This window comes from Streptomyces sp. NPDC043853, assembly GCF_056436025.1.
This window is the reverse complement of the sequence record NZ_JBWKDJ010000012.1, coordinates 199,872-220,893: the sequence shown is the minus strand read 5'-3', so window position 1 is coordinate 220,893 and position 21,022 is coordinate 199,872. Positions and strand designations below refer to the sequence as shown.

Genomic DNA, 21,022 nt, shown 5'->3' with positions numbered 1-21,022 from the left:
CCAGCCGTAAGGAGCCCGCGTGTTCTCGATAGACCTGGCCGACGACGCCCAGCTGTTCCCGCTGGAGGTGTGGCACGCCGAGGAGTTCCTCGCCCACATGGACCGCGGGCGCGAGTTCATCGGCCAGTACGTACCCTTCCCGGACCGGGCCACCGACCTGGAATCCACCCGCAAGATGCTCGGCGCCAACGCCGCGAAGGCCGCCGACGACGGCGTCCGCCTCTACGGCATCCGGCTGGAGGGCACCCTCGTCGGCGGGGTCCTCTTCCCCGCCTTCGACGCCGCGGCCGGCAACTGCGAGGTCGGCTGCTGGCTGGAGCCCGCCGGGGCCGGCCGGGGCCTGGTCACCAAGGCCTGCCGGGTCCTGATCGACTGGGCGGTCAACGTCCGCGGCATGCACCGGGTGGAGTGGCACGTCGCCTCCGCCAACAAGAAGAGCATCGCCGTCGCCGAACGCCTGGGCTTCACCCGCGAGGGCGTCATGCGCGAGAACCACCTGCACCGCGGGGTCCGCCAGGACACCGAGGTCTGGTCGCTGCTGGCCCGCGAGTGGCGTGCCTCCTGAGGGCCGGTGCCCCCTGGGGAGCGGTGCCTCCTGAGGACCGGTGCCCCCTGAGGGCAGGCTCGGCCTAAGGCCTGCGGGTCCCCCTAAGCCGTGCCGGGCGACGCCTTAGGCGGTGCCGGGGACCGCGGGCCCGCGCCTAAGGTCCCCCGGCGCCTGGAGATGCGGCATGCACCCGATGTGCCGGCACCCCCTGGGACGGGATTCTTGGATCACACCGAACGAGGTGCCCGAGAAGACCGGAACCCACCAGGGAGAACGAGATGTTCACCAGCGAGATCGCCGCCGCCCGCCACGCCGAGCTCCTCCGCCAGGCCGCCGACTACCGCCAGGCCCGTCAGGCCCGTCAGGCCCGGCAGGCGGCCGAGGCCGACCGCTCCTCGCACGGCCAGGAACCCGAAGGGCAGGTGAGGGAGCGGCGCAGCCGCTTCGTCCGGGTCGCGTGACCGCGCCCGCAGCGCGCGACCTGACACGCCATGACGAGCGAAGCGAAACCCCATACGTCCGAGCGGCACGCATGTGCGATGCTCGGCGGCGTGGAGACCAGATCCGTCAGCCCGGTGTTCGTCGGCCGCGCCGACGAACTGGCCGTTCTCACCGAGGCACTGGGCCGGGCCGCCGGCCCGGAGCCGCAGGCCCTGCTCATAGCCGGTGAGGCCGGAGTCGGGAAGACCCGGCTCATCGAGGAGTTCGTGGCCGAGGCGACCCGGCGGGACGCCGTCGTCGCCGTCGGCGGATGCGTCGAGATAGGGGCGGAGGGACTTCCCTTCGCCCCCTTTTCCACCGCACTGCGCGCACTGCGCCGCCGACTGCCCGGGGAACTCGCCGCCGCGGCCGCCGGCCAGGAGGACGAGCTGGCCCGGATCCTCCCCGAACTCGGCGAGACCCCCCGCGGCCCGCACGACGAGGAGAGCACCCACCGGCTCTTCGAGCTGACCGCCCGCCTGCTGGAACGCCTGGCCGCCGACCGCACCGTCGTCCTCGTGCTGGAGGACCTCCACTGGGCCGACACCTCCACCCGGCACCTGCTGGCCTACCTCTTCCGCAGCATCGCCGGCGGCCGCCTGGTCATCGTCGCCACCTACCGCGCCGACGACATCCACCGCCGCCACCCGCTGCGCCCGCTGCTCGCCGAACTCGACCGGCTGCGCACCGTGCAGCGCGTCGAGCTGCCCCGCTTCAACCGCGCCGAGGTCCGCCGCCAGGTCGTCGGCATCCTCTCCTCCGAACCCGACGAGTCCTTCGTCGACACCGTCTTCGACCGCTCCGACGGCAACGCCTTCTTCGTCGAGGAACTCGTCGCCTCCATGGAGAACGGCTGCCGCACCGGCCTGACCGAATCCCTCCGCGACCTGCTTCTGGTCCGCGTGGAGGTGCTCCCGGACGCCGCCCAGAAGGTCGTCCGGATCGTCGCCGAGGGCGGCTCCACCGTCGAGTACCCGCTGCTGCTCGCCGTCTCCCGGCTCACCGAGGACGAACTGATCGACGCGCTCCGGGCCGCCGTCGGAGCCAACATCCTGCTCGCCACCCCCGACGGCGACGGCTACCGGTTCCGCCACTCCCTGGTCCGCGAGGCCGTCAGCGACGACCTGCTGCCCGGCGAACGCGCCCGGGTCAACCGCCGCTACGCCGAGGCCCTGGAGGCCGACGACACCCTCGTCCGCGCCGAGGAGCGGACCATCCGCCTCGCCAGCTACTGGTACAGCGCGAACGACCCGGCCAAGGCCCTGCCCGCCGCCCTCGACGCCTCCGTCGCCGCCCGCCGCAGGCACGCGTACACCGAACAGCTCAGCCTGCTCGAACGCGCCCTCGACCTGTGGGACAGCACCCCCGACGAGGTCCGCGACGCCCTGCGCCCGGCGGCCTACACCGAGGCGTACCCTCCCTGCGGCTGTGACCCCGCCACCCCGCTGCAGCGCCTCGACCTGCTGGCCGAGGCCACCGTCGCCGCCCGCTTCGGCGGCGAACGCGAACGCGCCATGAAGCACACCAAGACCGCGCTGCGCTCCCTGGAAGGGGCCACCGCCGACCTGGACCTGCTGCGCGCCGCCTGGTTCTGGACCGAACGGTCCCGGCTGGTCGCCAGCCTCGCCCGCGGCGACGGCTGGAAGGAACTCGGCACCGCCCAGGACCTGGTCAAGGGCCTGCCCCCGTCCCAGGTGCACGCCGAGGTCCTGGTCCGCGCGGCCGGGTGGGGCATGCTCCACAACCCCGGCCCCGACAACCTCGCGGCAGCCGAACGCGCCGCCGAGTACGCCCGCATGGTCGGAGCGGAGGAGACCGAGCTCAACGCCCGGATCACCGTGGGCTCCCTGCTCACCGACGCGGGCGACCCCGGGGCCGGGTTCGCCGAACTGCACGCCGTCAAGGAGCAGGCCACCGCCCTGGGCCTGACCAGCCTGGCCGGACGCGCCTACATCAACCTCACCTCCCAGCTGGAGAGCCACGGCCGGTCCCGTGAAGCCCTGGACGTGGCCGTCGCCGGTGTGGAACTGGTCGCCCGGTCCCGTCTGCTGGACACCGAGGCGTGGGTCCGCGGCAACATGGCCGAGACCCTGTACAGCCTCGGCCGATGGGAGGAGGCCGCCGAGGCCGCCCGGCGTACCCTCCGGGTCGGCCAGAGCGCGGCCCCGCGAGGCATGGCCTTCGCCCGCCTGTCCTACCTGGCGCTGGCCCGCGGCGAACTCACCGAGGCCGCGAACCAGCTCGCCGCCGCCCACCGGAGCTTCGGCGACCACGATCTGCAGCCCCAGTACCGCATCCCGCTGCACCGCCTCGCGGTGGGCGTGGCGGCCGGGGAGGGACGGCTGGCCGAAGTCCGCGCGGAGCTCGCCGACGCGGTCGGCCACGGCTTCCCGCTGGCCCACCACCGCTACGCCTGGCCGTTGCTGCTCGCCGCGGCGACGGCGGAGGCGGACGCCCGCGGCCTGCCCGCCGCGGACTCCGGCCGCGCCGGCGCGATCGACCTCATCCGGTCCGCCGCGCGGCGCCTGGCCACCCCGTTCCCGCTCTGGCAGGCCCACGCGGAGTACGTACGCGCGGAACTCCTCCGCGCCGAGGGCGGGGACACGACGGCGGACTGGACGGCGGTCGAGGCGGCCATCCGCCCGCTGGACCGTCCGTACCTGCTGGCCCGGGCCCGACACCGGCTCGGCGAGGCACTCCTCGCCTCCGGCGGCGGGCGGGACCGGGCGGCCGTGCTCCTGCGCGAGGCCCACGCCGAAGCCGACCGGCTCGGCGCGCGCCTCCTCCGCGAGGACCTGGCCCTGCTCGCCCAGCGCGCCCGTATCCCGCTCACCGAGCCGGCTCCGGACACCGGCCGTCCTGCCACGGAGACCGACCCGGCCGAGGCACTGGGCCTGACCAGCCGCGAACGGGACGTCCTGCGCCTGGTCGCGGCCGGCCACAGCAACCGCCAGATCGCGGAGGAACTCTTCATCTCACCGAAGACGGCCAGCGTCCACGTCTCCAACATCCTCGCCAAGCTGGGCGTCTCCGGCCGTGGCGAGGCCGCCGCCCTGGCCCACCGCCTCCGCCTCTTCACCCCGGTCTGACGAGGCGGATACGCACCTTCCCGGAGTCCAGGTCTATGGGACCCCGCCCCGGGTCGCCGTCGTTCAGGTCGACCCGGGTGAGCTCCAGCCGCTTGCGTTCCTCGTCAGAGTGCCTGCGCCCCGGGTTGAACAGTTCGTTGAGCGTGTCGAACACCGTGCCCGTCCTCCGTCCCGCCCCGGCCCGGGGCCGTGCCGGTCACCGCACCGTCAAGGTCAGAATGCGGTCGTCGCCCGGCTCCGGGGAACCCCGCCCGTCCGTCTCGCTCGTCACGAGCAGGAGCTTGTCGCCGCCCAGCGGGACCACCGTCCGCAGCCGGCCGTACTTCCCGGTGAGGAACGCCTCCGGCTCCGCCACCGGCGCCGTCCCGGAAAGGGGGAGCCGCCACAGCCGCTCGCCCTTCAGGCCGGCCATCCACAGGGAGCCCTCCGCCCAGGCGAGCCCGCTCGGGGAGGCCTCGTCCGTGCGCCACTGCGCCACCGGGTCCTTGTACCCGGGCTTGCCGGCCTTCCCCTCGGCGTCCGGCCAGCCGTAGTTCCCGCCGGGCTCGATCAGGTTCACCTCGTCCCAGGTGTGCTGCCCGAACTCGGCCGCCCACAGCCGCCGGTCCTTGTCCCAGGCCAGCCCCTGCACGTTCCGGTGCCCGTAGGAGTACACGACGGAGTCCGCCTCCGGATTGCCGTGCACCGGCTCGCCGTCCGGGGTCATCCGCAGGATCTTGCCGCCCAGCGACTTCTTGTCCTGGGCGAGCCCGGTGTCGCCGGTCTCGCCGGTTCCCGCGTAGAGCATCTTGTCCGGGCCGAACGCGATCCGGCCGCCGTTGTGCACGGAGCCCTTCGGGATGCCCCGGAACACCGTGTCCGGAGCACCCAGTTGCTCACCCGGCGACCGCTGCTCGTCGTAGCGCAGCCGGGCGATCCGGTTGTCGGAGGCCGTGGTGAAGTACGCGTACACCATGCGGTCGCTCGCGAACGACGGGGACAGCGCCAGGCCCAGCAGGCCGCCCTCGCCGCCGGGGTCCACCCCCGGTACCTCGCCGACCACCGTGGTCGTGCCGGTCGCGGTGTCCACCCGGCTGATCGTCCCCTTGTCCCGCGAGGCGACCAGCAGGTCACCGTCCGGCAGCGGGGCCACGCCCCACGGGGACTCCAGGCCCTTGGCCACCTCCCCGGTCACCGTGACCGAACCCTTCGCCGGCGGCCCGGAGGGCGTGGGCGAAGCGGACGCGGAGGGATTCGCCGGGGGCGTCCCCTTCACCGGAGCCCCGGCCGAGGCCGTGGCCGGGGCGGCGCCACCGGGTCCCGCCGGCGAACACCCCGCCACCAGCAGCACCCCGCACCCCGCGAGCGCCGCGGCCACCACCGCGCCCCGCGCCGTACCGTTCCCCATCCCCCTGCTCCCTTCCGCTCCACGGAACCCGCCGGTTCCGGTGTGGACCATCGTCCCTCAGCACACCGAAGTCCGGGCATCCGTTCCGCATCGCTGCGCCCTCCCGCCCCGGTGGGGCGTCTCCTCCGAGGTGTGGGCGGGCCTCCGCCGAGGTGTGGGCGGGCGTTCCGCAGGGCTGTGCCCTCCCGTCCCGGTGGGGCGGCTCCGCCGAGGGTGTGGGCAGGCGCCCCTCCGCCGAGGTGCGGGCGGGCCCCTCCGCCGAGGTGTGGGCAGGCGTTCCGCAGGGCTGTGCCCTCCCGCGCGGGTGGGGCGGCTCCGCCGAGGGTGTGGGCAGGCGCCCCTCCGCCGCGGTGCGGGCGGGCCCCTCCGCCGAGGTGTGGGCAGGCGTTCCGCAGGGCTCGGCCCTCCCGCCCCGGTGGGCACCTCCGCCGGAGGTGTGGGCAGGCGTTCCGCAGGGCGGAACGGGTGGGCACACCGGAACGCCGCCCAGCGGGCTGCGCTCCGGCCCCACCGAAGCCATGGCCCGGCTCCGGCCCCAGCGCCGCCCGGCCAGGGCGGTGGCTTCGCCGGACCCGGCACCGCCATGCGCGCAGCTCCGTCCGGACGGGGTCCGAACCGCAGCCGGACCGGGGCGGAGGGTGGCTGCGCGAGCCCTCGCGGGACCGGGGTGCCGTGTGCCCACCCGTGCCGCCCTGCGGCACGCCTGCCCACACGGCTGGCCGGACGGGTCCGGTACGCCCGCCCCACCGGCCGGCCGGACGGGGCCGGCACACCCGTCCCACGGCCGGCCGGACGGGGCCGGCGCGCCCGACCCACGGCCGTGGCAACGGCCGACATTCCCGCGGCGGCGGGATAGGGTGCGCCCGCCCGCACGACGGCACGGACCGGCGCGCCGGACGCGCGGCACACCGCCCCGCCAAGGCCGGACGCCTAGTCCCACGCTCCGACGGCCAAAGGCAGCGCCGCGATTTCCGCCAGATCCGCCGCCGTCAGCATGACCTCCGCCGCCGCAGCGTTCTCCGCCGCCCATTCCGCCCGCCCCGCGCCCGGCACGGGAACGACCTGCGGGCCCTGGGCCAGCACCCAGGCCAGCGCCACCTGCGCCGCCGTGACCTGCGGGCCGTGCCGCTCCGCCACCCGCCGCAGCCCGGCCACGAGCACCTGGTTCGCCGCCATCGCGTACGCGGTGAACCGCGGGTGCCGGGCCCGCGCGTCGTCCGCCTCGAAGCCCTGCCCCGGCGTCAGCGTGCCGGTCAGGAAGCCGCTGCCCAGCGGCATCGCCGCCAGGAAGCCCACCCCGCGCGCCGCGCACCACGGCAGCAGGTGCCAGGCCGCCTCCGGCGACCACACCGACAGCTCCGCCTGCACCGCGCTCACCGGGAACACCTGCTGCACCCGCTCCAGGTGCCGGATCGTCAGCGCGTACGACCGGTCCCCGCGCCGGCCCGCACCCGGCCCGGCACCCGCGCCCACCGCGCAGAACCCCAGGGCCCGCACCTTCCCGGCCCCCACCAGCTCCGCCATCGCCCCCCAGGTCTCCTCCACCGGGACCTCCGGGTCCACCCGGTGCAGCTGGTACAGGTCGATCACGTCCGTCTGCAGCCGCCGCAGCGAGGCGTCGCAGGCCCGCCGTATGTAACTGGGCCGCCCGTTGGCCACCACGTGCTGGTCGCCCGCCCGCAGCCCCGCCTTGGTGGACACGAAGGCATCGGCCCGCCGCTCCCGCAGCACCCGCCCCACCAGCAGCTCGTTGGTGAACGGCCCGTACACGTCGGCGGTGTCGAGCAGGCTCGACCCCCGGTCGAGCGCCGCGTGCACGGCCGCCACGGACCGCGTCCCGTCCCGTTGCGAGGCGGCGTACGCCCAGCTCATCGGCATGCAGCCGAGTCCGATCGCGCCCACCGCCAGCGCCGCCGCCCCGATTGACCTGCGCTCCACCCGTGCGCCCCCCTCCGTCTCGCACCCCCAAAAGTAACGGCTTGATCGCGACGGCTTGGCATAGCCTCCCGATCATGAGTTCACCCACCCCAGAGGTCTGGCTGCCGTACCCGGCCGAGGACATCGACGGCCTGCCCGACTCCTTCCGCTACCGCCTGTGGGACGGCGGGGACGCGTTCCCGGCCGACCCGGCGGACTGCGTCTTCTACGTCACCCCCTACATGAAGTCCCCGGCGGTCAGCGTCCGTCCGTTCCCCCGGATGCCCCGGCTCCAGGTCGTCCAGACCCTCACCGCGGGCATCGACCACGTCCTCGGCGGCCTCGACGCCCTCCACCCCGGCGTACGGCTCTGCAACGCCCGCGGGGTGCACGACGCCAGCACCGCCGAACTGGCCCTCACCCTGGTCCTCGCCTCGCTCCGCGGCATCCCCGGCATGGTCCGCGGCCAGGACCGCGAGGAGTGGCGCGGCGGCTTCTACGAGGCGCTCGCCGACAAGTCCGTCCTGCTCGTGGGGTACGGGGCCATCGGCGCGGCCATCGAGGACCGGCTCGCGCCCTTCGAGTGCGGCCGGATCACCCGGGTCGCCCGCTCCGCCCGCACCACCGACCGCGGCCCCGTGCACGCCTTCACCGAACTGCCCGCCCTGCTGCCCGGGGCCGACGTGGTCATCCTCGCCACCCCGCTCACCGAGGAGACCGAGGGGCTCGCGGACGCCGGCTTCCTCGCCCGCATGAAGGACGGGGCGCTGCTGGTGAACGTGGCCCGCGGGCCGGTGGCCGACACCGCCGCCCTGCTCGCCGAACTGGAGTCGGGCCGGCTGCGCGCGGCCCTGGACGTCACCGATCCCGAACCCCTGCCCGAGGGACACCCGCTCTGGCACGCCCCCGGTGTCCTGATCACGCCTCATGTCGGCGGCAGCAGCTCGGCGTTCCTGCCCCGGGCCCGCCGTCTGCTGGCCCGGCAGCTCACCCTGTTCGCCAAGGGGGAGTCCCTCGAAAACACCGTACTGATCACGGAATGAGCCCGAACGTGCACTCTCCGTACCTGTTCGCGTGCGCTCGGTGTCCACAACGCTGCCGTTGGTGACGGAGCGTACAACCGCCCTGTCCCTGAGTGACGAAAGTGGTGTATCGTCCGGAACAAGGGGCTGCGCCGTGAACGTATGGCGCTGGGGAGTGATCGGACAGTTTGGGGGGCGACGGGCGATGCACGGCCAATGGACGAAGGATCCGACGCGGCAGAGCCGCCGGAGGCGACGCTTGTGTGCGCCGAATTCAGCCAGGCAGTCAGGCCGGAGCCACTCGGCGTACCGGACCCATGCGGCAGGCCGGACCCATGCGGCAGGCCGGACCCACGCAGGGGCCAGGGGCGGCCCGGCGGGCCGGAGCCGCTCGGCCGCCCGGCCCGGTCCGGACCGACCACCCCGCCCGGCCGCACCGGCCGGACCGGCAGGCAGGACCGGTCCCCCCGGGCCGCCCGCGACATCCGCCCCGGCGGGGACGCGGCAGGCCCGGAGGGCGGCGTCCGAGGGGGACGGATGAGCGCCCCCGGGGCCCTCCTGGCCCCGCCGCCGGACCGGAGCGGCGGCCGGGGGGTCGCGGCCCAGCTCCTCCTCGCCGCGGTCATCGCGGGCTACACCGTCGGTGCCGGCCTCGGCTGGGGGTCGGAACAACTCGCCGCCTTCATGGGCGACTTCGGGCTGAGCGTCGCCGCCCTGCTCGCCGCCGTGTCCTGCTACCAGTACGGCCGCGCGGTGGGCAACCGCGACCGCCCCGTCTGGCTGCTGTTCGCCTTCTCGTCCTTCATGGCCGCCTCCGGCAACGCCGTCTGGGGCTGGTACGAGGTCGTGCTCGGCCAGGAGGTTCCGAAGCCCTCCCTGGCCGACTTCGCCTTCCTCTGCTTCGCCCCGCCCGCCATCGTCGGCCTGCTCGTCCTCGCCAAGCGCCCGGTGACCCGGGCCGGCTGGGTCTGCCTCGCCCTGGACTCCTGGCTCATCGGAGGCTCCCTCTTCACCCTCGCCTGGAGCCTCGCCCTCCAGAAGGCCGCGATGGACGCCCAGTCCGTCTCTCCCGGCAGCGTCCTGCCCGTGGCGGTCAAACTCGCCTACCCGATGCTGGACATCGCGCTCGTCTCGATGGTCCTGGTCCTGCACTTCCGCCGGTCCGCGGCCAGCCGCTCCGCGGTGAACATGGCCCTCGCGGCCCTCGCGCTGACCGTCCTCAGCGACGCCCTGTTCACCTTCCCGCTGTTCAGCGTGGGCTACGAGTCCGGGCACCTGCTCGACGCCGGCTGGTTCGCCGGATCGCTGCTCCTCGCCTACGCGCCCTGGGGCGCCCGCCGCATCCCGCCCGGCCCCCCGCACGGCGGGTACCCGTACGCCCCGCGCCGGGCCGGCCGGCGCCCCATCACCGGCTCCCTCCCCGCCCTCACGCCGTACCTCGCCGCCGCCGTCTGCACCCTGGTCATCCTCTACAACTACAACGTGGCCAACGGGACGCGGGGGGACGACCGGGTGGCCCTGATCACCGGCGGCAGCGTGGTCCTCGCGCTCGTCGTCCGCCAGGGCATCATGCTGCTCGACAACATCGCGCTCACCCAGGAACTGGCCCAGAAGGAGAACCACTTCCGCTCCCTGGTCCAGGGCTCCAGCGACGTCATCATGATCGCCACGCCCACCGGCACCCTGTGCTACGTCAGCCCGGCTGCGGCCGGGGTCTACGGCCGCGAGGCGGAAAGGCTGGTCGGCACCCGGCTCTCCGATCTCATCCACCCCGACGACCTCGGGCGCGTGGTCCACGAGGTCCGCCGCTTCCTGGCCGCCCCACCCGCGGAGGAGCCCACCACCCGCATCGAATGCCGCTTCATGTCCGGCAGCGGCGAATGGCTCAACGTGGAGTCCACCGTCAACCGCCACCAGGGCGGACTCATCCTCAACAGCCGCGACGTCACCGAACGGGTCCGGCTCCAGGCCCAGCTCCAGCACAGCGCCGAGCACGACCCGCTGACCGACCTGCCCAACCGGGCCCTGTTCACCCGCCGGGTCCGCCAGGCCCTGACCGGCCGCCGCGCCGGAGACCACAGCACGGCCGTGCTCTTCATCGACCTGGACGGCTTCAAGGCGGTCAACGACAGCATCGGCCACCAGGCCGGGGACGAGCTGCTCGTCGAGGCCGCCCGCCGGCTCCAGGACTCGGTGCGCGCCGGGGACACCGCCGCCCGGCTCGGCGGCGACGAGTTCGCCGCGCTCATCCTCGGCGACGGCGGCCGCGACCGGGACGCCCGCGAGTACCAGGTCCACGAGATCGCCGAGAGGCTGCGCGCCACCCTCTCCCGGCCCTACCGGATCGCCGGCCACGAGGTCCGGGTCGCCGCCAGCATCGGCGTGGCCTTCGCCGACCCCGGCATCACCCCTTCGGACCTGATGCGCAACGCGGATCTGGCCATGTACCGGGCGAAGGCCGGCGGCAAGGACCGGGTCGAGCTGTACGTCCCCCAGATGCAGTCCGAGCACACCCGCGCGGCGGAACCGGCCGGCCGGTTCCGCACCGCCCTGCACGAGGGCGAGTTCGCCCTGCTGCACCAGCCCGTGGTCTCGCTGGCCACCGGCGAGATCACCGCGGTCGCCGCCCAGCCCCGCTGGCGCTCGGCCCAGGGGATCCTCTTCACCCCGGCCGAGCTGCTCCGGGTGGCCGAATCCCAGGAGCCCGGACCCGAGGCCCCCGCCGGCCGCACGGCCGGGCCCGCCGGGGGCGGAATCCCCGGCGGGCCCGGCCGGGCCGCGGAGCTCGGCCGCCGGCTGCTGGAGACCGCCCTGGAACAGGCCGCCGAACGGCACCTGGCCGGGCACGACGTCCCGGCGGTGATCCGGATGAGCGGCCGGCGGCTGCTGGAGCGGTCCGGCCCGTCCGGCTCGGTCGAGGCACTGCTCACCCGGCACGGGCTGCCGCCGGGAGCGCTGGTCCTGGAGCTGGCCCTGCCCGACCCCCGGGTCCCCTTCGACGACCTGGAGCGCCGCCTCGCCTCCCTGCGGCGGCTCGGCGTACGGATCGCCCTGGACGGCTTCGGCAGCGGATACGCCGCGATCAGCGCCCTGCGGCGGCTCCCGGTGGACGTGCTCAAGCTGGACCGGGGCCTGGTCGAAGGCGTGGTGGAGTCGGCCAGACTGCACAAGATCACGGCCGGTCTGTTGCGTATCGCAAATGACCTGGGCATGCAATCGGTGGCCGACGGGGTGGACCTCCCGGAGCAGGTCTTGGCCCTGCGCGCGATGGGCTGCAGCCACGCCCAGGGAATGGCGTTTTCCGGCCCCCTGGACGAATACCGGCTGCGCCGGGCCCTTGCGAGGAGTACGTTTCCAGTACCGGGCGGGGTGGCCCAGCCTGCCCTGGCCGGCGGTTCGCTGGGGGGTCCACTGGTCATCCACAGAGGCTCACATAATGAGACGCCCGTCCCACCCACTTGACACCGACCTCCCGGCAGAGGGAGGGTCTGTGCCATGCGCACCCGAATTCTCGTACTTGGAAAGCGCGTCGGCTGAGACCGGGACCCACACGTCCCCGCTCCACGCACCCGACGCGCTCCCCTCGCTTGCCTGCCGGCACGAGGGGTTTTTTGTTGCACTGGCACACAGCGCATGCGCGAATCACTCGTAAAACCCTCAGCTTCGAGAAGAGATTGCCGATGACCGAGCAGGCCACCGGGGCCCACCATCCGCAGCCGCGGGCCCGTACCGGCGGACAGCAGACCGCTGCGATCGAGCACGTCACGGGCGCGCAGTCCCTCATTCGCGCTCTCGAAGAGGTGGGGTGCGACACGGTCTTCGGAATCCCGGGCGGCTGCATCCTCCCCGCGTACGACCCGATGATGGACTCGAAGAAGGTCCGTCACATCCTCGTCCGCCACGAGCAGGGGGCCGGCCACGCCGCCACCGGCTACGCGCAGGCCACCGGCAAGGTCGGCGTCTGTATGGCCACCTCCGGCCCGGGCGCCACCAACCTCGTCACCCCGATCGCCGACGCCCACATGGACTCCGTCCCGCTGGTCGCGATCACCGGCCAGGTCTCCTCCAAGGCGATCGGCACGGACGCCTTCCAGGAGGCGGACATCGTCGGCATCACCATGCCGATCACCAAGCACAACTTCCTGGTCACCAAGGCCGATGACATCGCCAAGACCATCGCCGAGGCGTTCCACATCGCCTCCACCGGCCGTCCCGGCCCGGTCCTGGTGGACATCGCCAAGGACGCCCTGCAGGCGCAGACCACGTTCAGCTGGCCGCCCAGCCAGGACCTGCCCGGTTACCGGCCGGTCACCAAGCCGCACGCCAAGCAGATCCGCGAGGCCGCCAAGCTGATCGCCGCGGCCAAGCGCCCGGTGCTCTACGTCGGCGGTGGAGTGATGAAGGCCGGCGCCACCGCCGAGCTGAAGGTCCTCGCGGAGCTCACCAACGTCCCGGTCGTCACCACCCTGATGGCCCTGGGCTCCTTCCCCGACAGCCACCCGCAGAACGTCGGCATGCCCGGCATGCACGGTGCCGTCACCGCCGTCACCGCCCTGCAGAAGTCGGACCTCCTGGTCGCCCTCGGCACCCGCTTCGACGACCGCGTCACCGGCAAGCTGGACAGCTTCGCCCCCTTCGCCAAGGTCATCCACGCGGACATCGACCCGGCCGAGATCGGCAAGAACCGCGCCGTGGACGTCCCGATCGTCGGCGACGCCCGCGAGGTCATCGCCGACCTGATCCAGGCCGTCCAGGCCGAGATCAACGACGGCAACACCGGCGACTACACCGCCTGGTGGAAGGACCTCAACCGCTGGCGGGAGACCTACCCGCTGGGCTACGACCTGCCCGAGGACGGCAGCCTCTCGCCCCAGCAGGTCATCCAGCGGATCGGCGAGCTCGCCCCGCAGGGCACCATCTACGCGGCCGGCGTCGGCCAGCACCAGATGTGGGCCTCGCACTTCGTCAACTACGAGGAGCCCCGCACCTGGCTGAACTCCGGCGGCGCCGGAACCATGGGCTACGCGGTCCCGGCCGCGATGGGCGCCAAGGTCGGCATGCCGGACCGCACGGTCTGGGCGATCGACGGCGACGGCTGCTTCCAGATGACCAATCAGGAACTGGCCACCTGCGCCCTGAACAACATCCCGATCAAGATCGCGATCATCAACAACGGTGCGCTGGGCATGGTCCGCCAGTGGCAGACCCTGTTCTACAACCAGCGGTACTCGAACACCGTCCTGCACGCGGGCGAGACCGGCCACGACACCGTGGGCTCCCAGCTCGGCGAGTCGGCCGCCCCCCGCATGGGCACCCGCGTCCCGGACTTCGTCAAGCTGTCCGAGGCCATGGGCTGCGTGGCGCTGCGCTGCGAGGACCCGGCCGACCTGGACAAGGTCATCGCCGAGGCCAACGCGATCAACGACCGGCCGGTCGTGGTCGACTTCATCGTCCACGAGGACGCCATGGTGTGGCCGATGGTCGCCGCCGGCACCTCCAACGACGAGGTCATGGCCGCCCGGGGCGTCCGCCCCGACTTCGGCGACGGCGAAGACGACTGAGCACCGAGAGCCTGAGAGAGAGAACGACACACATGTCCAAGCACACGCTCTCGGTCCTGGTCGAGAACACGCCCGGCATCCTCGCCCGGATCGCCGCGCTGTTCTCCCGCCGCGGCTTCAACATCGACTCCCTGGCGGTCGGTGTGACCGAGCACCCCGACATCTCCCGCATCACCATCGTCGTCAACGTCGAGGACCTGCCGCTGGAGCAGGTGACCAAGCAGCTCAACAAGCTGGTCAACGTCCTCAAGATCGTCGAGCTGGAGCCCTCCTCCGCGATCGAGCGTGAACTCGTCCTGGTCAAGGTCCGCGCCGACAACGAGACCCGCTCCCAGATCATCGAGATCGTCCAGCTGTTCCGCGCCAAGACGGTCGACGTCTCCCCGGAGGCCGTGACCATCGAGGCCACCGGCGGTGCCGACAAGCTCGGCGCGATGCTCAAGATGCTGGAGCCGTTCGGCATCAAGGAGCTCGTCCAGTCCGGCACGATCGCCATAGGGCGCGGCGGACGGTCCATCACGGACCGCAGCCTGCGCGCGCTCGACCGCAGCGCCTGACGCATCGTTCGCGGCGCGCCGTGCCCGATGCTCGCATGGCGCCGTGCCCGATGCTCGCATAGCGCCGTGCCCGATGCTCGCATAGCGAGACCGACAAACTTCCATTCCGTTCCCCGCCGTACGGTGGGAGCAACACCAGCGCACCAAGGAGATATCCCAGTGGCCGAGCTGTTCTACGAGAACGACGCCGACCTGTCCATCATCCAGGGCCGCAAGGTCGCGGTCATCGGCTACGGCAGCCAGGGCCACGCCCACGCGCTGTCGCTGCGTGACTCCGGCGTCGACGTCCGCGTCGGCCTGCAGGAGGGCTCGAAGTCCAAGGCCAAGGCCGAGGAGCAGGGCCTGCGCGTCGTTTCCGTCGCCGAGGCCGCCGCCGAGGCCGACGTCATCATGATCCTGACGCCGGACCCGATCCAGGCCGACGTCTACGAGGAGTCCATCAAGGACAACCTCAAGGACGGCGACGCGCTGTTCTTCGGCCACGGCTTCAACGTCCGCTACGGCTTCATCAAGCCCCCGGCCAACGTGGACGTCGCCCTGGTCGCCCCGAAGGGCCCGGGCCACCTGGTCCGCCGCCAGTACGAGGAGGGCCGCGGCGTTCCGTGCATCGCCGCCGTCGAGCAGGACTACACGGGCAACGCCTTCCAGCTCGCCCTCTCCTACGCGGCCGGCATCGGCGGCACCCGCGCCGGTGTCATCAAGACCACCTTCACCGAGGAGACCGAGACCGACCTGTTCGGCGAGCAGGCCGTCCTCTGCGGTGGCGCCTCCGCGCTCGTCAAGGCCGGCTTCGAGGTCCTCACCGAGGCGGGCTACCAGCCGGAGATCGCCTACTTCGAGTGCCTGCACGAGCTCAAGCTGATCGTCGACCTGATGTACGAGGGCGGCCTGGAGAAGATGCGCTGGTCGGTCTCCGAGACCGCCGAGTGGGGCGACTACGTCACCGGCCCGCGCGTCATCACCGACGCCACCAAGGCCGAGATGCGACAGGTCCTGGCGGAGATCCAGAGCGGCGAGTTCGCCAACACCTGGATGGCCGAGTACAAGGCCGGTCTGCCCAAGTACAACGAGTACAAGAAGGCCGACTCCGAGCACCTGCTGGAGACCACCGGCAAGAAGCTGCGCAAGCTGATGAGCTGGGTCTCCGACGACGAGAGCTGATCCGGTGCGAAGGGGCCGGGACGCTTCCGTCCCGGCCCCTTCGTCCATCCGCCTCCGTCCGGTTTGTCCATGCGGGCCCTATCGGCTTGTCCACCCTGGCCAACCCCGGACGGGTGATCCTTCCGGACAGGCGGAAAACAACCGCCATTCCACTACTAGACTGCTTCACACAACGCGTCAGGCCCACAGTGTCGTGCGTCTTCCACGCGGCTACCCCCTCCACCGCCTGCGGCCGTCGGGACGGCCGTCCGCACTGGATATGTGAGGACCCACGTGAGCTCGAAACCTGTCGTACTGATCGCCGAAGAGCTTTCGCCCGCCACCGTTGAGGCTCTCGGCCCCGACTTCGAGATCCGCCACTGCAACGGCGCCGACCGCGCGGAGCTGCTGCCCGCGATCGCGGACGTCGACGCCATCCTCGTGCGCTCCGCCACCAAGGTCGACGCGGAGGCCATCGCCACCGCCAAGAAGCTCAAGGTCGTCGCCCGTGCCGGCGTCGGTCTGGACAACGTGGACGTCTCCGCCGCCACCAAGGCCGGCGTGATGGTCGTCAACGCCCCGACCTCCAACATCGTCACCGCCGCCGAGCTCGCCTGCGGCCTGCTGGTCGCCACGGCCCGCAACATCCCGCAGGCCAACACCGCCCTGAAGAACGGCGAGTGGAAGCGCAGCAAGTACACGGGCGTCGAGCTCAGCGAGAAGACCCTCGGTGTCGTCGGCCTCGGCCGCATCGGCGTCCTGGTCGCCCAGCGCATGTCGGCCTTCGGCATGAAGGTCGTCGCCTACGACCCGTACGTGCAGCCCGCGCGCGCCGCCCAGATGGGCGTGAAGATGCTCTCCCTCGACGAGCTGCTCGAGGTCGCGGACTTCATCACCGTGCACCTGCCCAAGACCCCGGAGACCCTCGGTCTCATCGGTGACGAGGCGCTGCACAAGGTCAAGCCGTCCGTCCGCATCGTCAACGCCGCGCGCGGCGGCATCGTCGACGAGGCCGCCCTGTACTCGGCCCTGAAGGAGGGCCGCGTCGCCGGCGCCGGCCTGGACGTGTACGCGAAGGAGCCCTGCACGGACTCCCCGCTCTTCGAGCTGGACCAGGTCGTCTGCACCCCGCACCTGGGCGCCTCCACCGATGAGGCCCAGGAGAAGGCCGGTATCGCCGTCGCCAAGTCGGTGCGCCTGGCGCTCGCCGGCGAGCTGGTGCCGGACGCGGTCAACGTCCAGGGCGGTGTCATCGCCGAGGACGTCCGCCCGGGCCTGCCGCTCGCCGAGAAGCTCGGCCGGATCTTCACCGCCCTGGCGGGCGAGGTCGCCGTCCGGCTCGACGTCGAGGTCTGCGGCGAGATCACCCAGCACGACGTCAAGGTGCTGGAACTCTCCGCCCTCAAGGGCGTCTTCGAGGACGTCGTCGAGGAGACGGTCTCCTACGTCAACGCCCCGCTGTTCGCGCAGGAGCGCGGCGTCGAGGTGCGTCTGACCACCAGCTCGGAGTCCCCGGACCACCGCAACGTGGTCATCGTCCGCGGCACCCTGACCGACGGCCAGGAGGTCTCGGTGGCGGGCACCCTGGCGGGCCCCAAGCACCTCCAGAAGATCGTCGGAATCGGCGAGTACGACGTGGACCTGGCGCTCGCCGACCACATGGTCGTCCTCCGCTACCAGGACCGTCCGGGTGTCGTGGGCACCGTCGGCCGGATCCTCGGCGAGGCCGGTCTGAACATCGCGGGCATGCAGGTCGCCCGGGCCGAGGAGCACGGCGAGGCGCTCGCCGTCCTGACCGTGGACGACACCGTCCCGGCCAACGTGCTGGCGGACATCTCCGAGGAGATCGGCGCCACGTCGACCCGCTCGGTCAACCTGGTCGACTGACCGCGTACCCACGCATGAGGAAGGGCCCGGGGTTTCCCCCGGGCCCTTCCCGTTTCCCCGTGCCCGCGCCGTGGGCCGTTCGGTGCGCCGCTCAGTGCGCGGCGGCGGCCCCTTCGGCGACTTCGGAGGCCGGTCCTGCTTCGGCCCCGGCCGGTGCCGGGTCCTGGCCGGTCCGCAGCAGGGCCAGGGCGAGCCCGGCGGTGGCGAGCAGCAGGACGGCCCCGCCCCAGCCGGCGTACTGCATGCCGTGGACGAAGGCCTCGCGGGCCGTGGCCAGCAGGTCCGCCCCCGCCTCGCCGCCCAGCTGCCCGGCGGTGGCCGCGGCCCCGCCCAGGGTCTCCCGGGCGGCCGGCTCGGCGCCGGAGAGGTCCTCGCGGTAGACGGCCGTGCCCAGGCTGCCCAGCAGGGCCATGCCCAGCGCCCCGCCGAACTCCTGGCCGGTCTCCAGCAGGGAGGCGGCCGAGCCGGCCTTCTCCGCGGGAGCCGAGGCCAGCGCCATGTCCGAGACCAGGGACATCACGGTGACGATTCCGCAGGCCAGCACCGCGCAGCCGGTCAGCAGCAGCCACAGCGAGTCGGTGCCGACCAGGGCGAGCAGCGCGAACCCGGCGGCGCCGGTGACGAACCCGCCGGCGATGACCGGCCGCCGGCCGAACTTCCGGCCGAGGGTGCCGGCGGCCGGGGCGGCCGCGCCGACGGCCACCGACGGCGCGAGGCTCCACAGCGCGGCCTCCAGCGTGCCCATGCCGAGCACCGACTGCAGGTACTGGGTGGTGAAGTAGGCGGAGCCCATCATGGCGAAGGCGGCGAGGGTGTTGAGGGTGACGCCGGCTCCGAAGCCAGGGCCGCGGAACAGGGCCGGGCTGATCATCGCGTCCTCCCGGGAGCGCTGGCGGCGGACGAAGACGTACCCGACGGCCAGACCGGCGACGAGGCAGAGCAGGTACGCGGGCCGGGCGCCCTGGGCGGCGATCTCCTTCAGGCCGTAGACCACCGGCAGGACCGCGCCGATGGACAGCGGGACGCTCAGCAGGTCGAAGCGGCCGGGGGCCGGGTCCTTGAACTCGGGGACCAGCACGGGCACCAGCGCCAGCAGGAGCAGCATCGCGGGCACGTTGATCAGGAAGACCGAACCCCACCAGAAGTGGTTCAGGATCAGCCCGCTCATCACCGAACCGAGCGCGATGCCGCCGGCCATGGCCCCGGACCAGATGCCGATGGCCTGGGTGCGCTGCTTGTCGTCCTCGAAGAGGTTGCGGACGAGGGCCAGCGTGGAGGGCATCAGGGTGGCCCCGCCGACGCCGAGGAGCACGCGGGCGGCGATCAGCATCTCGGCGCTCTGCGCGTAGGCCGCGGCGACCGAGGCGATGCCGAAGGCCGTGGCCCCGATCAGCAGCAGCCTGCGGCGGCCGATCCGGTCGCCCAGCGAACCCATGGTGATCAGGAGGCCGGCGAGGGCGAAGGCGTAGCTGTCGAAGATCCACAGCTGCTGGGTGGCGCTGGGGTCGAGCTCGCGGGTGATGGCGGGGATCGCGAAGTAGAGGACGGACACGTCCATGGAGACGAGCAGCAGGGGGAGCAGCAGGACGGCGAACGCGGTCCACTCACGGCGCCCGGCGCGGGGCGAGGTCTTCGTCATGAGCAGAAATGTACAGCCGTCATAAACGTCTGTCTAGCACGGCCGTATGGGACGTGGGTATGGGACGCACGTATGGGACGGTTGTCTTGGTACAGTCCGGGCATGGGACACAAGGAAGATCTGCTCGAAGGCGCGAAGAAGTGCCTGGTCGAGAAGGGGTTCGTGCGGACCACCGCACGCGACATCGTGGGCGCCTCCGGGGCGAACCTCGCCTCCATCGGCTACCACTACGGCTCCAAGGACGCCCTGCTCACCCAGGCGTTCGTCCAGCTCATGGAGGAGTGGGGCGAGTCCTTCGCGGCCTCCACGCGGGGTGAGGGCGGTTCGCTGGAGCGGTTCCGCTCCCTCTGGGAGGGCGTGCTCGCCCAGCACGAGGCGTCGGGACCGGTCTGGGCCGCCAGCCTGGAGATCGCCCTGAGCCGGGACCGGGTGCCGGAGCTCCGCAGGATGCTGGCCGCCCAGCAGGGCGAGGGGCGTCGCGGCCTGATCGCGATGATGACCGGCCGTCCCGAGGAGGAGCTCGACGAGCGGGACGTCCGCACGCTCGGAGCCTTCTACCAGGCCCTGCTCAACGGCCTGATGATCCAGTGGCTGTTCGACCCGGAGAGCGCCGCGACCGCGGAGGAGCTCACCGAGGGGATGCGGCGCGCGGCCGAGGCGGCGCTCGGCGAGGAGAAGGCGTAGTTCCGAGGAAGAAGACCGGGGGCCGTCCTGCTGCCAGGACGGCCCTCTTCCGCGGGCGCCTCGCCCCCGCGCGCTCCCTCAGGCCGTCAGGACCACCTTCGCGCGGGCGTGCTCCACCTCCAGGTAGCGGATCGCCTCCGCCGCCTCGGCCAGCGGGTGGGTCCGGTCCACGACCGGCCTGACCCGCCCGGACTCCACCAGCTCGCGCAGCGCCGCCAGGTTCTCCCGGCGGGGCTCCGCCGTCAGCACCAGCAGCCGGTGCCCGACGAACCGGGACAGCACCTGCCCCTTGACCAGCAGCGCCATCGGTCCGATCAGGCTGCCGCCCCCGGACACGCCGCCGCCGGACAGCACCAGCGTCCCGCCCGGGGCCAGCGCTCGCCGGCAGTCCGCCAGCGAACGGTTCCCGACCAGGTCGAACACCAGGTCGTAGGTGCGGCCGCTCCGGGTGAAGTCCTCCCGCGCGTAGTCGACCAGGTGGTCCGCGCCCAGGGAGCGCACCAGTCCCGCGTTCCGCGCGCTGCACACGCCCGTCACCTCGGCTCCCGACGCCTTGGCGATCTGCACCGCGAACGTGCCCACGCCCCCGGACGCGCCGTTGATCAGGACCGACTGCCCCGGCACCAGGCGCCCCAGGTCGCGCAGGCCCATCAGCGCGGTGTTCCCGGCCAGCGGGATCGCGGCCGCCTCCTCGAAGGTCAGGCCCGCGGGCTTGAGGTCCACCGCCGTGGCGGGCGCGCACACGAACTCCGCGAACGCCCCGTCGGCCTCGCCGAACACCTCGTCGCCGGGGCGGAGTCCGGTCACGGCCCGGCCCGCCGCCTCCACCGTGCCGGCGAAATCACGGCCCCGGACGGCCACCTTGGGCCGGCGCAGCCCGAGCACCAGGCGCGCCACGTACGGGTCGCCGCGCATCAGGTGCCAGTCGGCCGCGTTGACGGCGGCCGCGCGGACCTTGACGAGTACGTCGTGGTCGCCGGGCACCGGCCGCTCGACCTCCCGGTACTCCAGCACGTCGGGCGGGCCGTAACGGTCCTGGACGATGGCCTTCATGGGTGCCTCCTGGCGCGGGTGTCCCTCGGTGTGCGCGACAGTAGGGGCCCTGCCCGGGC

General features: G+C 72.9%; 15 protein-coding genes. 10 read left to right on the top strand and 5 right to left on the bottom strand.

The window, feature by feature from the left end:
• Nucleotides 1-19: 19 nt before the first annotated feature.
• From AC067U_RS28210 to AC067U_RS28200, 3 genes are all read left to right on the top strand, one after another.
• Nucleotides 20-565, top strand: coding sequence for a GNAT family N-acetyltransferase (locus AC067U_RS28210; RefSeq protein WP_478832588.1), 546 nt, complete (start codon nucleotides 20-22; stop codon nucleotides 563-565).
• Between the two features lie 260 nt (nucleotides 566-825).
• Nucleotides 826-1,008 carry a hypothetical protein gene (locus AC067U_RS28205; protein ID WP_478832587.1) on the top strand — a complete coding sequence of 61 codons (183 nt, stop codon included), beginning with the start codon at nucleotides 826-828 and terminating at the stop codon, nucleotides 1,006-1,008.
• Between the two features lie 78 nt (nucleotides 1,009-1,086).
• A complete protein-coding gene (locus tag AC067U_RS28200) occupies nucleotides 1,087-4,116 on the top strand; it encodes a helix-turn-helix transcriptional regulator (protein ID WP_478832645.1) in 3,030 nt (1,009 codons plus the stop codon).
• Here the strand turns inward: AC067U_RS28200 and AC067U_RS28195 are convergent.
• From AC067U_RS28195 to AC067U_RS28185, 3 genes are all read right to left on the bottom strand, one after another.
• Nucleotides 4,103-4,270: a DUF6191 domain-containing protein gene (locus AC067U_RS28195; protein ID WP_478832586.1), complete on the bottom strand. Its 168-nt coding sequence runs from the start codon at nucleotides 4,268-4,270 to the stop codon at nucleotides 4,103-4,105. The genes AC067U_RS28200 and AC067U_RS28195 overlap by 14 nt on opposite strands.
• 42 nt (nucleotides 4,271-4,312) lie before the next feature.
• Nucleotides 4,313-5,503 carry a PQQ-dependent sugar dehydrogenase gene (locus AC067U_RS28190; protein WP_478832585.1) on the bottom strand — a complete coding sequence of 397 codons (1,191 nt, stop codon included), beginning with the start codon at nucleotides 5,501-5,503 and terminating at the stop codon, nucleotides 4,313-4,315.
• 930 nt (nucleotides 5,504-6,433) lie between these two features.
• Entirely contained in the window at nucleotides 6,434-7,441 is a 1,008-nt protein-coding gene (locus AC067U_RS28185) for an aldo/keto reductase (RefSeq protein ID WP_478832584.1), read from the bottom strand.
• 74 nt (nucleotides 7,442-7,515) lie between these two features.
• On the opposite strand from AC067U_RS28185, the gene AC067U_RS28180 reads away from it, so the two are divergent.
• The 6 genes from AC067U_RS28180 (at nucleotide 7,516) to serA (ending at nucleotide 17,587) form a co-directional block, all read left to right on the top strand.
• Complete coding sequence (locus AC067U_RS28180) at nucleotides 7,516-8,463, top strand: 2-hydroxyacid dehydrogenase (protein ID WP_478832583.1); 948 nt, start codon at nucleotides 7,516-7,518, stop codon at nucleotides 8,461-8,463.
• A gap of 516 nt (nucleotides 8,464-8,979) precedes the next feature.
• Complete coding sequence (locus AC067U_RS28175) at nucleotides 8,980-11,904, top strand: putative bifunctional diguanylate cyclase/phosphodiesterase (protein WP_478832582.1); 2,925 nt, start codon at nucleotides 8,980-8,982, stop codon at nucleotides 11,902-11,904.
• Nucleotides 11,905-12,122: 218 nt separating this feature from the next.
• Entirely contained in the window at nucleotides 12,123-14,003 is a 1,881-nt protein-coding gene (locus AC067U_RS28170) for an acetolactate synthase large subunit (protein ID WP_478832581.1), read from the top strand.
• 32 nt (nucleotides 14,004-14,035) lie between these two features.
• Nucleotides 14,036-14,560 (top strand): acetolactate synthase small subunit, encoded by a 525-nt coding sequence (ilvN, locus tag AC067U_RS28165; protein WP_393577813.1) that lies wholly within the window; start codon nucleotides 14,036-14,038, stop codon nucleotides 14,558-14,560.
• Nucleotides 14,561-14,719: 159 nt separating this feature from the next.
• Nucleotides 14,720-15,721, top strand: coding sequence for a ketol-acid reductoisomerase (gene ilvC / locus AC067U_RS28160; protein WP_478832580.1), 1,002 nt, complete (start codon nucleotides 14,720-14,722; stop codon nucleotides 15,719-15,721).
• A 273-nt stretch (nucleotides 15,722-15,994) separates the two neighbouring features.
• Nucleotides 15,995-17,587 (top strand): phosphoglycerate dehydrogenase, encoded by a 1,593-nt coding sequence (gene serA, locus AC067U_RS28155; protein WP_478832579.1) that lies wholly within the window; start codon nucleotides 15,995-15,997, stop codon nucleotides 17,585-17,587.
• A gap of 91 nt (nucleotides 17,588-17,678) precedes the next feature.
• Here the strand turns inward: serA and AC067U_RS28150 are convergent, their stop codons facing one another.
• Nucleotides 17,679-19,226, bottom strand: a complete 1,548-nt coding sequence (locus AC067U_RS28150) for an MFS transporter (protein WP_478832578.1) — start codon at nucleotides 19,224-19,226, stop codon at nucleotides 17,679-17,681.
• A gap of 102 nt (nucleotides 19,227-19,328) precedes the next feature.
• On the opposite strand from AC067U_RS28150, the gene AC067U_RS28145 reads away from it, so the two are divergent.
• Entirely contained in the window at nucleotides 19,329-19,910 is a 582-nt protein-coding gene (locus AC067U_RS28145) for a TetR/AcrR family transcriptional regulator (RefSeq protein WP_478832577.1), read from the top strand.
• Nucleotides 19,911-19,988: 78 nt separating this feature from the next.
• On the opposite strand, the gene AC067U_RS28140 is transcribed toward AC067U_RS28145, so the two are convergent.
• Entirely contained in the window at nucleotides 19,989-20,963 is a 975-nt protein-coding gene (locus AC067U_RS28140; RefSeq protein ID WP_478832576.1) for an NAD(P)-dependent alcohol dehydrogenase, read from the bottom strand.
• Between the last annotated feature and the right edge of the window lie 59 nt (nucleotides 20,964-21,022).

What these genes read in the sequence shown, in the direction of transcription:
- AC067U_RS28205 (WP_478832587.1), top strand. Translation starts at nt 826, where the DNA reads ATGTTCACCAGCGAGATCGCCGCCGCCCGCCACGCCGAGCTCCTCCGC.
- AC067U_RS28200 (WP_478832645.1), top strand. Translation starts at nt 1,087, where the DNA reads ATGCTCGGCGGCGTGGAGACCAGATCCGTCAGCCCGGTGTTCGTCGGC.
- AC067U_RS28190 (WP_478832585.1), bottom strand. Translation starts at nt 5,503, where the DNA reads ATGGGGAACGGTACGGCGCGGGGCGCGGTGGTGGCCGCGGCGCTCGCG.
- AC067U_RS28180 (WP_478832583.1), top strand. Translation starts at nt 7,516, where the DNA reads ATGAGTTCACCCACCCCAGAGGTCTGGCTGCCGTACCCGGCCGAGGAC.
- AC067U_RS28175 (WP_478832582.1), top strand. Translation starts at nt 8,980, where the DNA reads ATGAGCGCCCCCGGGGCCCTCCTGGCCCCGCCGCCGGACCGGAGCGGC.
- AC067U_RS28170 (WP_478832581.1), top strand. Translation starts at nt 12,123, where the DNA reads ATGACCGAGCAGGCCACCGGGGCCCACCATCCGCAGCCGCGGGCCCGT.
- ilvN (WP_393577813.1), top strand. Translation starts at nt 14,036, where the DNA reads ATGTCCAAGCACACGCTCTCGGTCCTGGTCGAGAACACGCCCGGCATC.
- AC067U_RS28150 (WP_478832578.1), bottom strand. Translation starts at nt 19,226, where the DNA reads ATGACGAAGACCTCGCCCCGCGCCGGGCGCCGTGAGTGGACCGCGTTC.
- AC067U_RS28145 (WP_478832577.1), top strand. Translation starts at nt 19,329, where the DNA reads ATGGGACACAAGGAAGATCTGCTCGAAGGCGCGAAGAAGTGCCTGGTC.
- AC067U_RS28140 (WP_478832576.1), bottom strand. Translation starts at nt 20,963, where the DNA reads ATGAAGGCCATCGTCCAGGACCGTTACGGCCCGCCCGACGTGCTGGAG.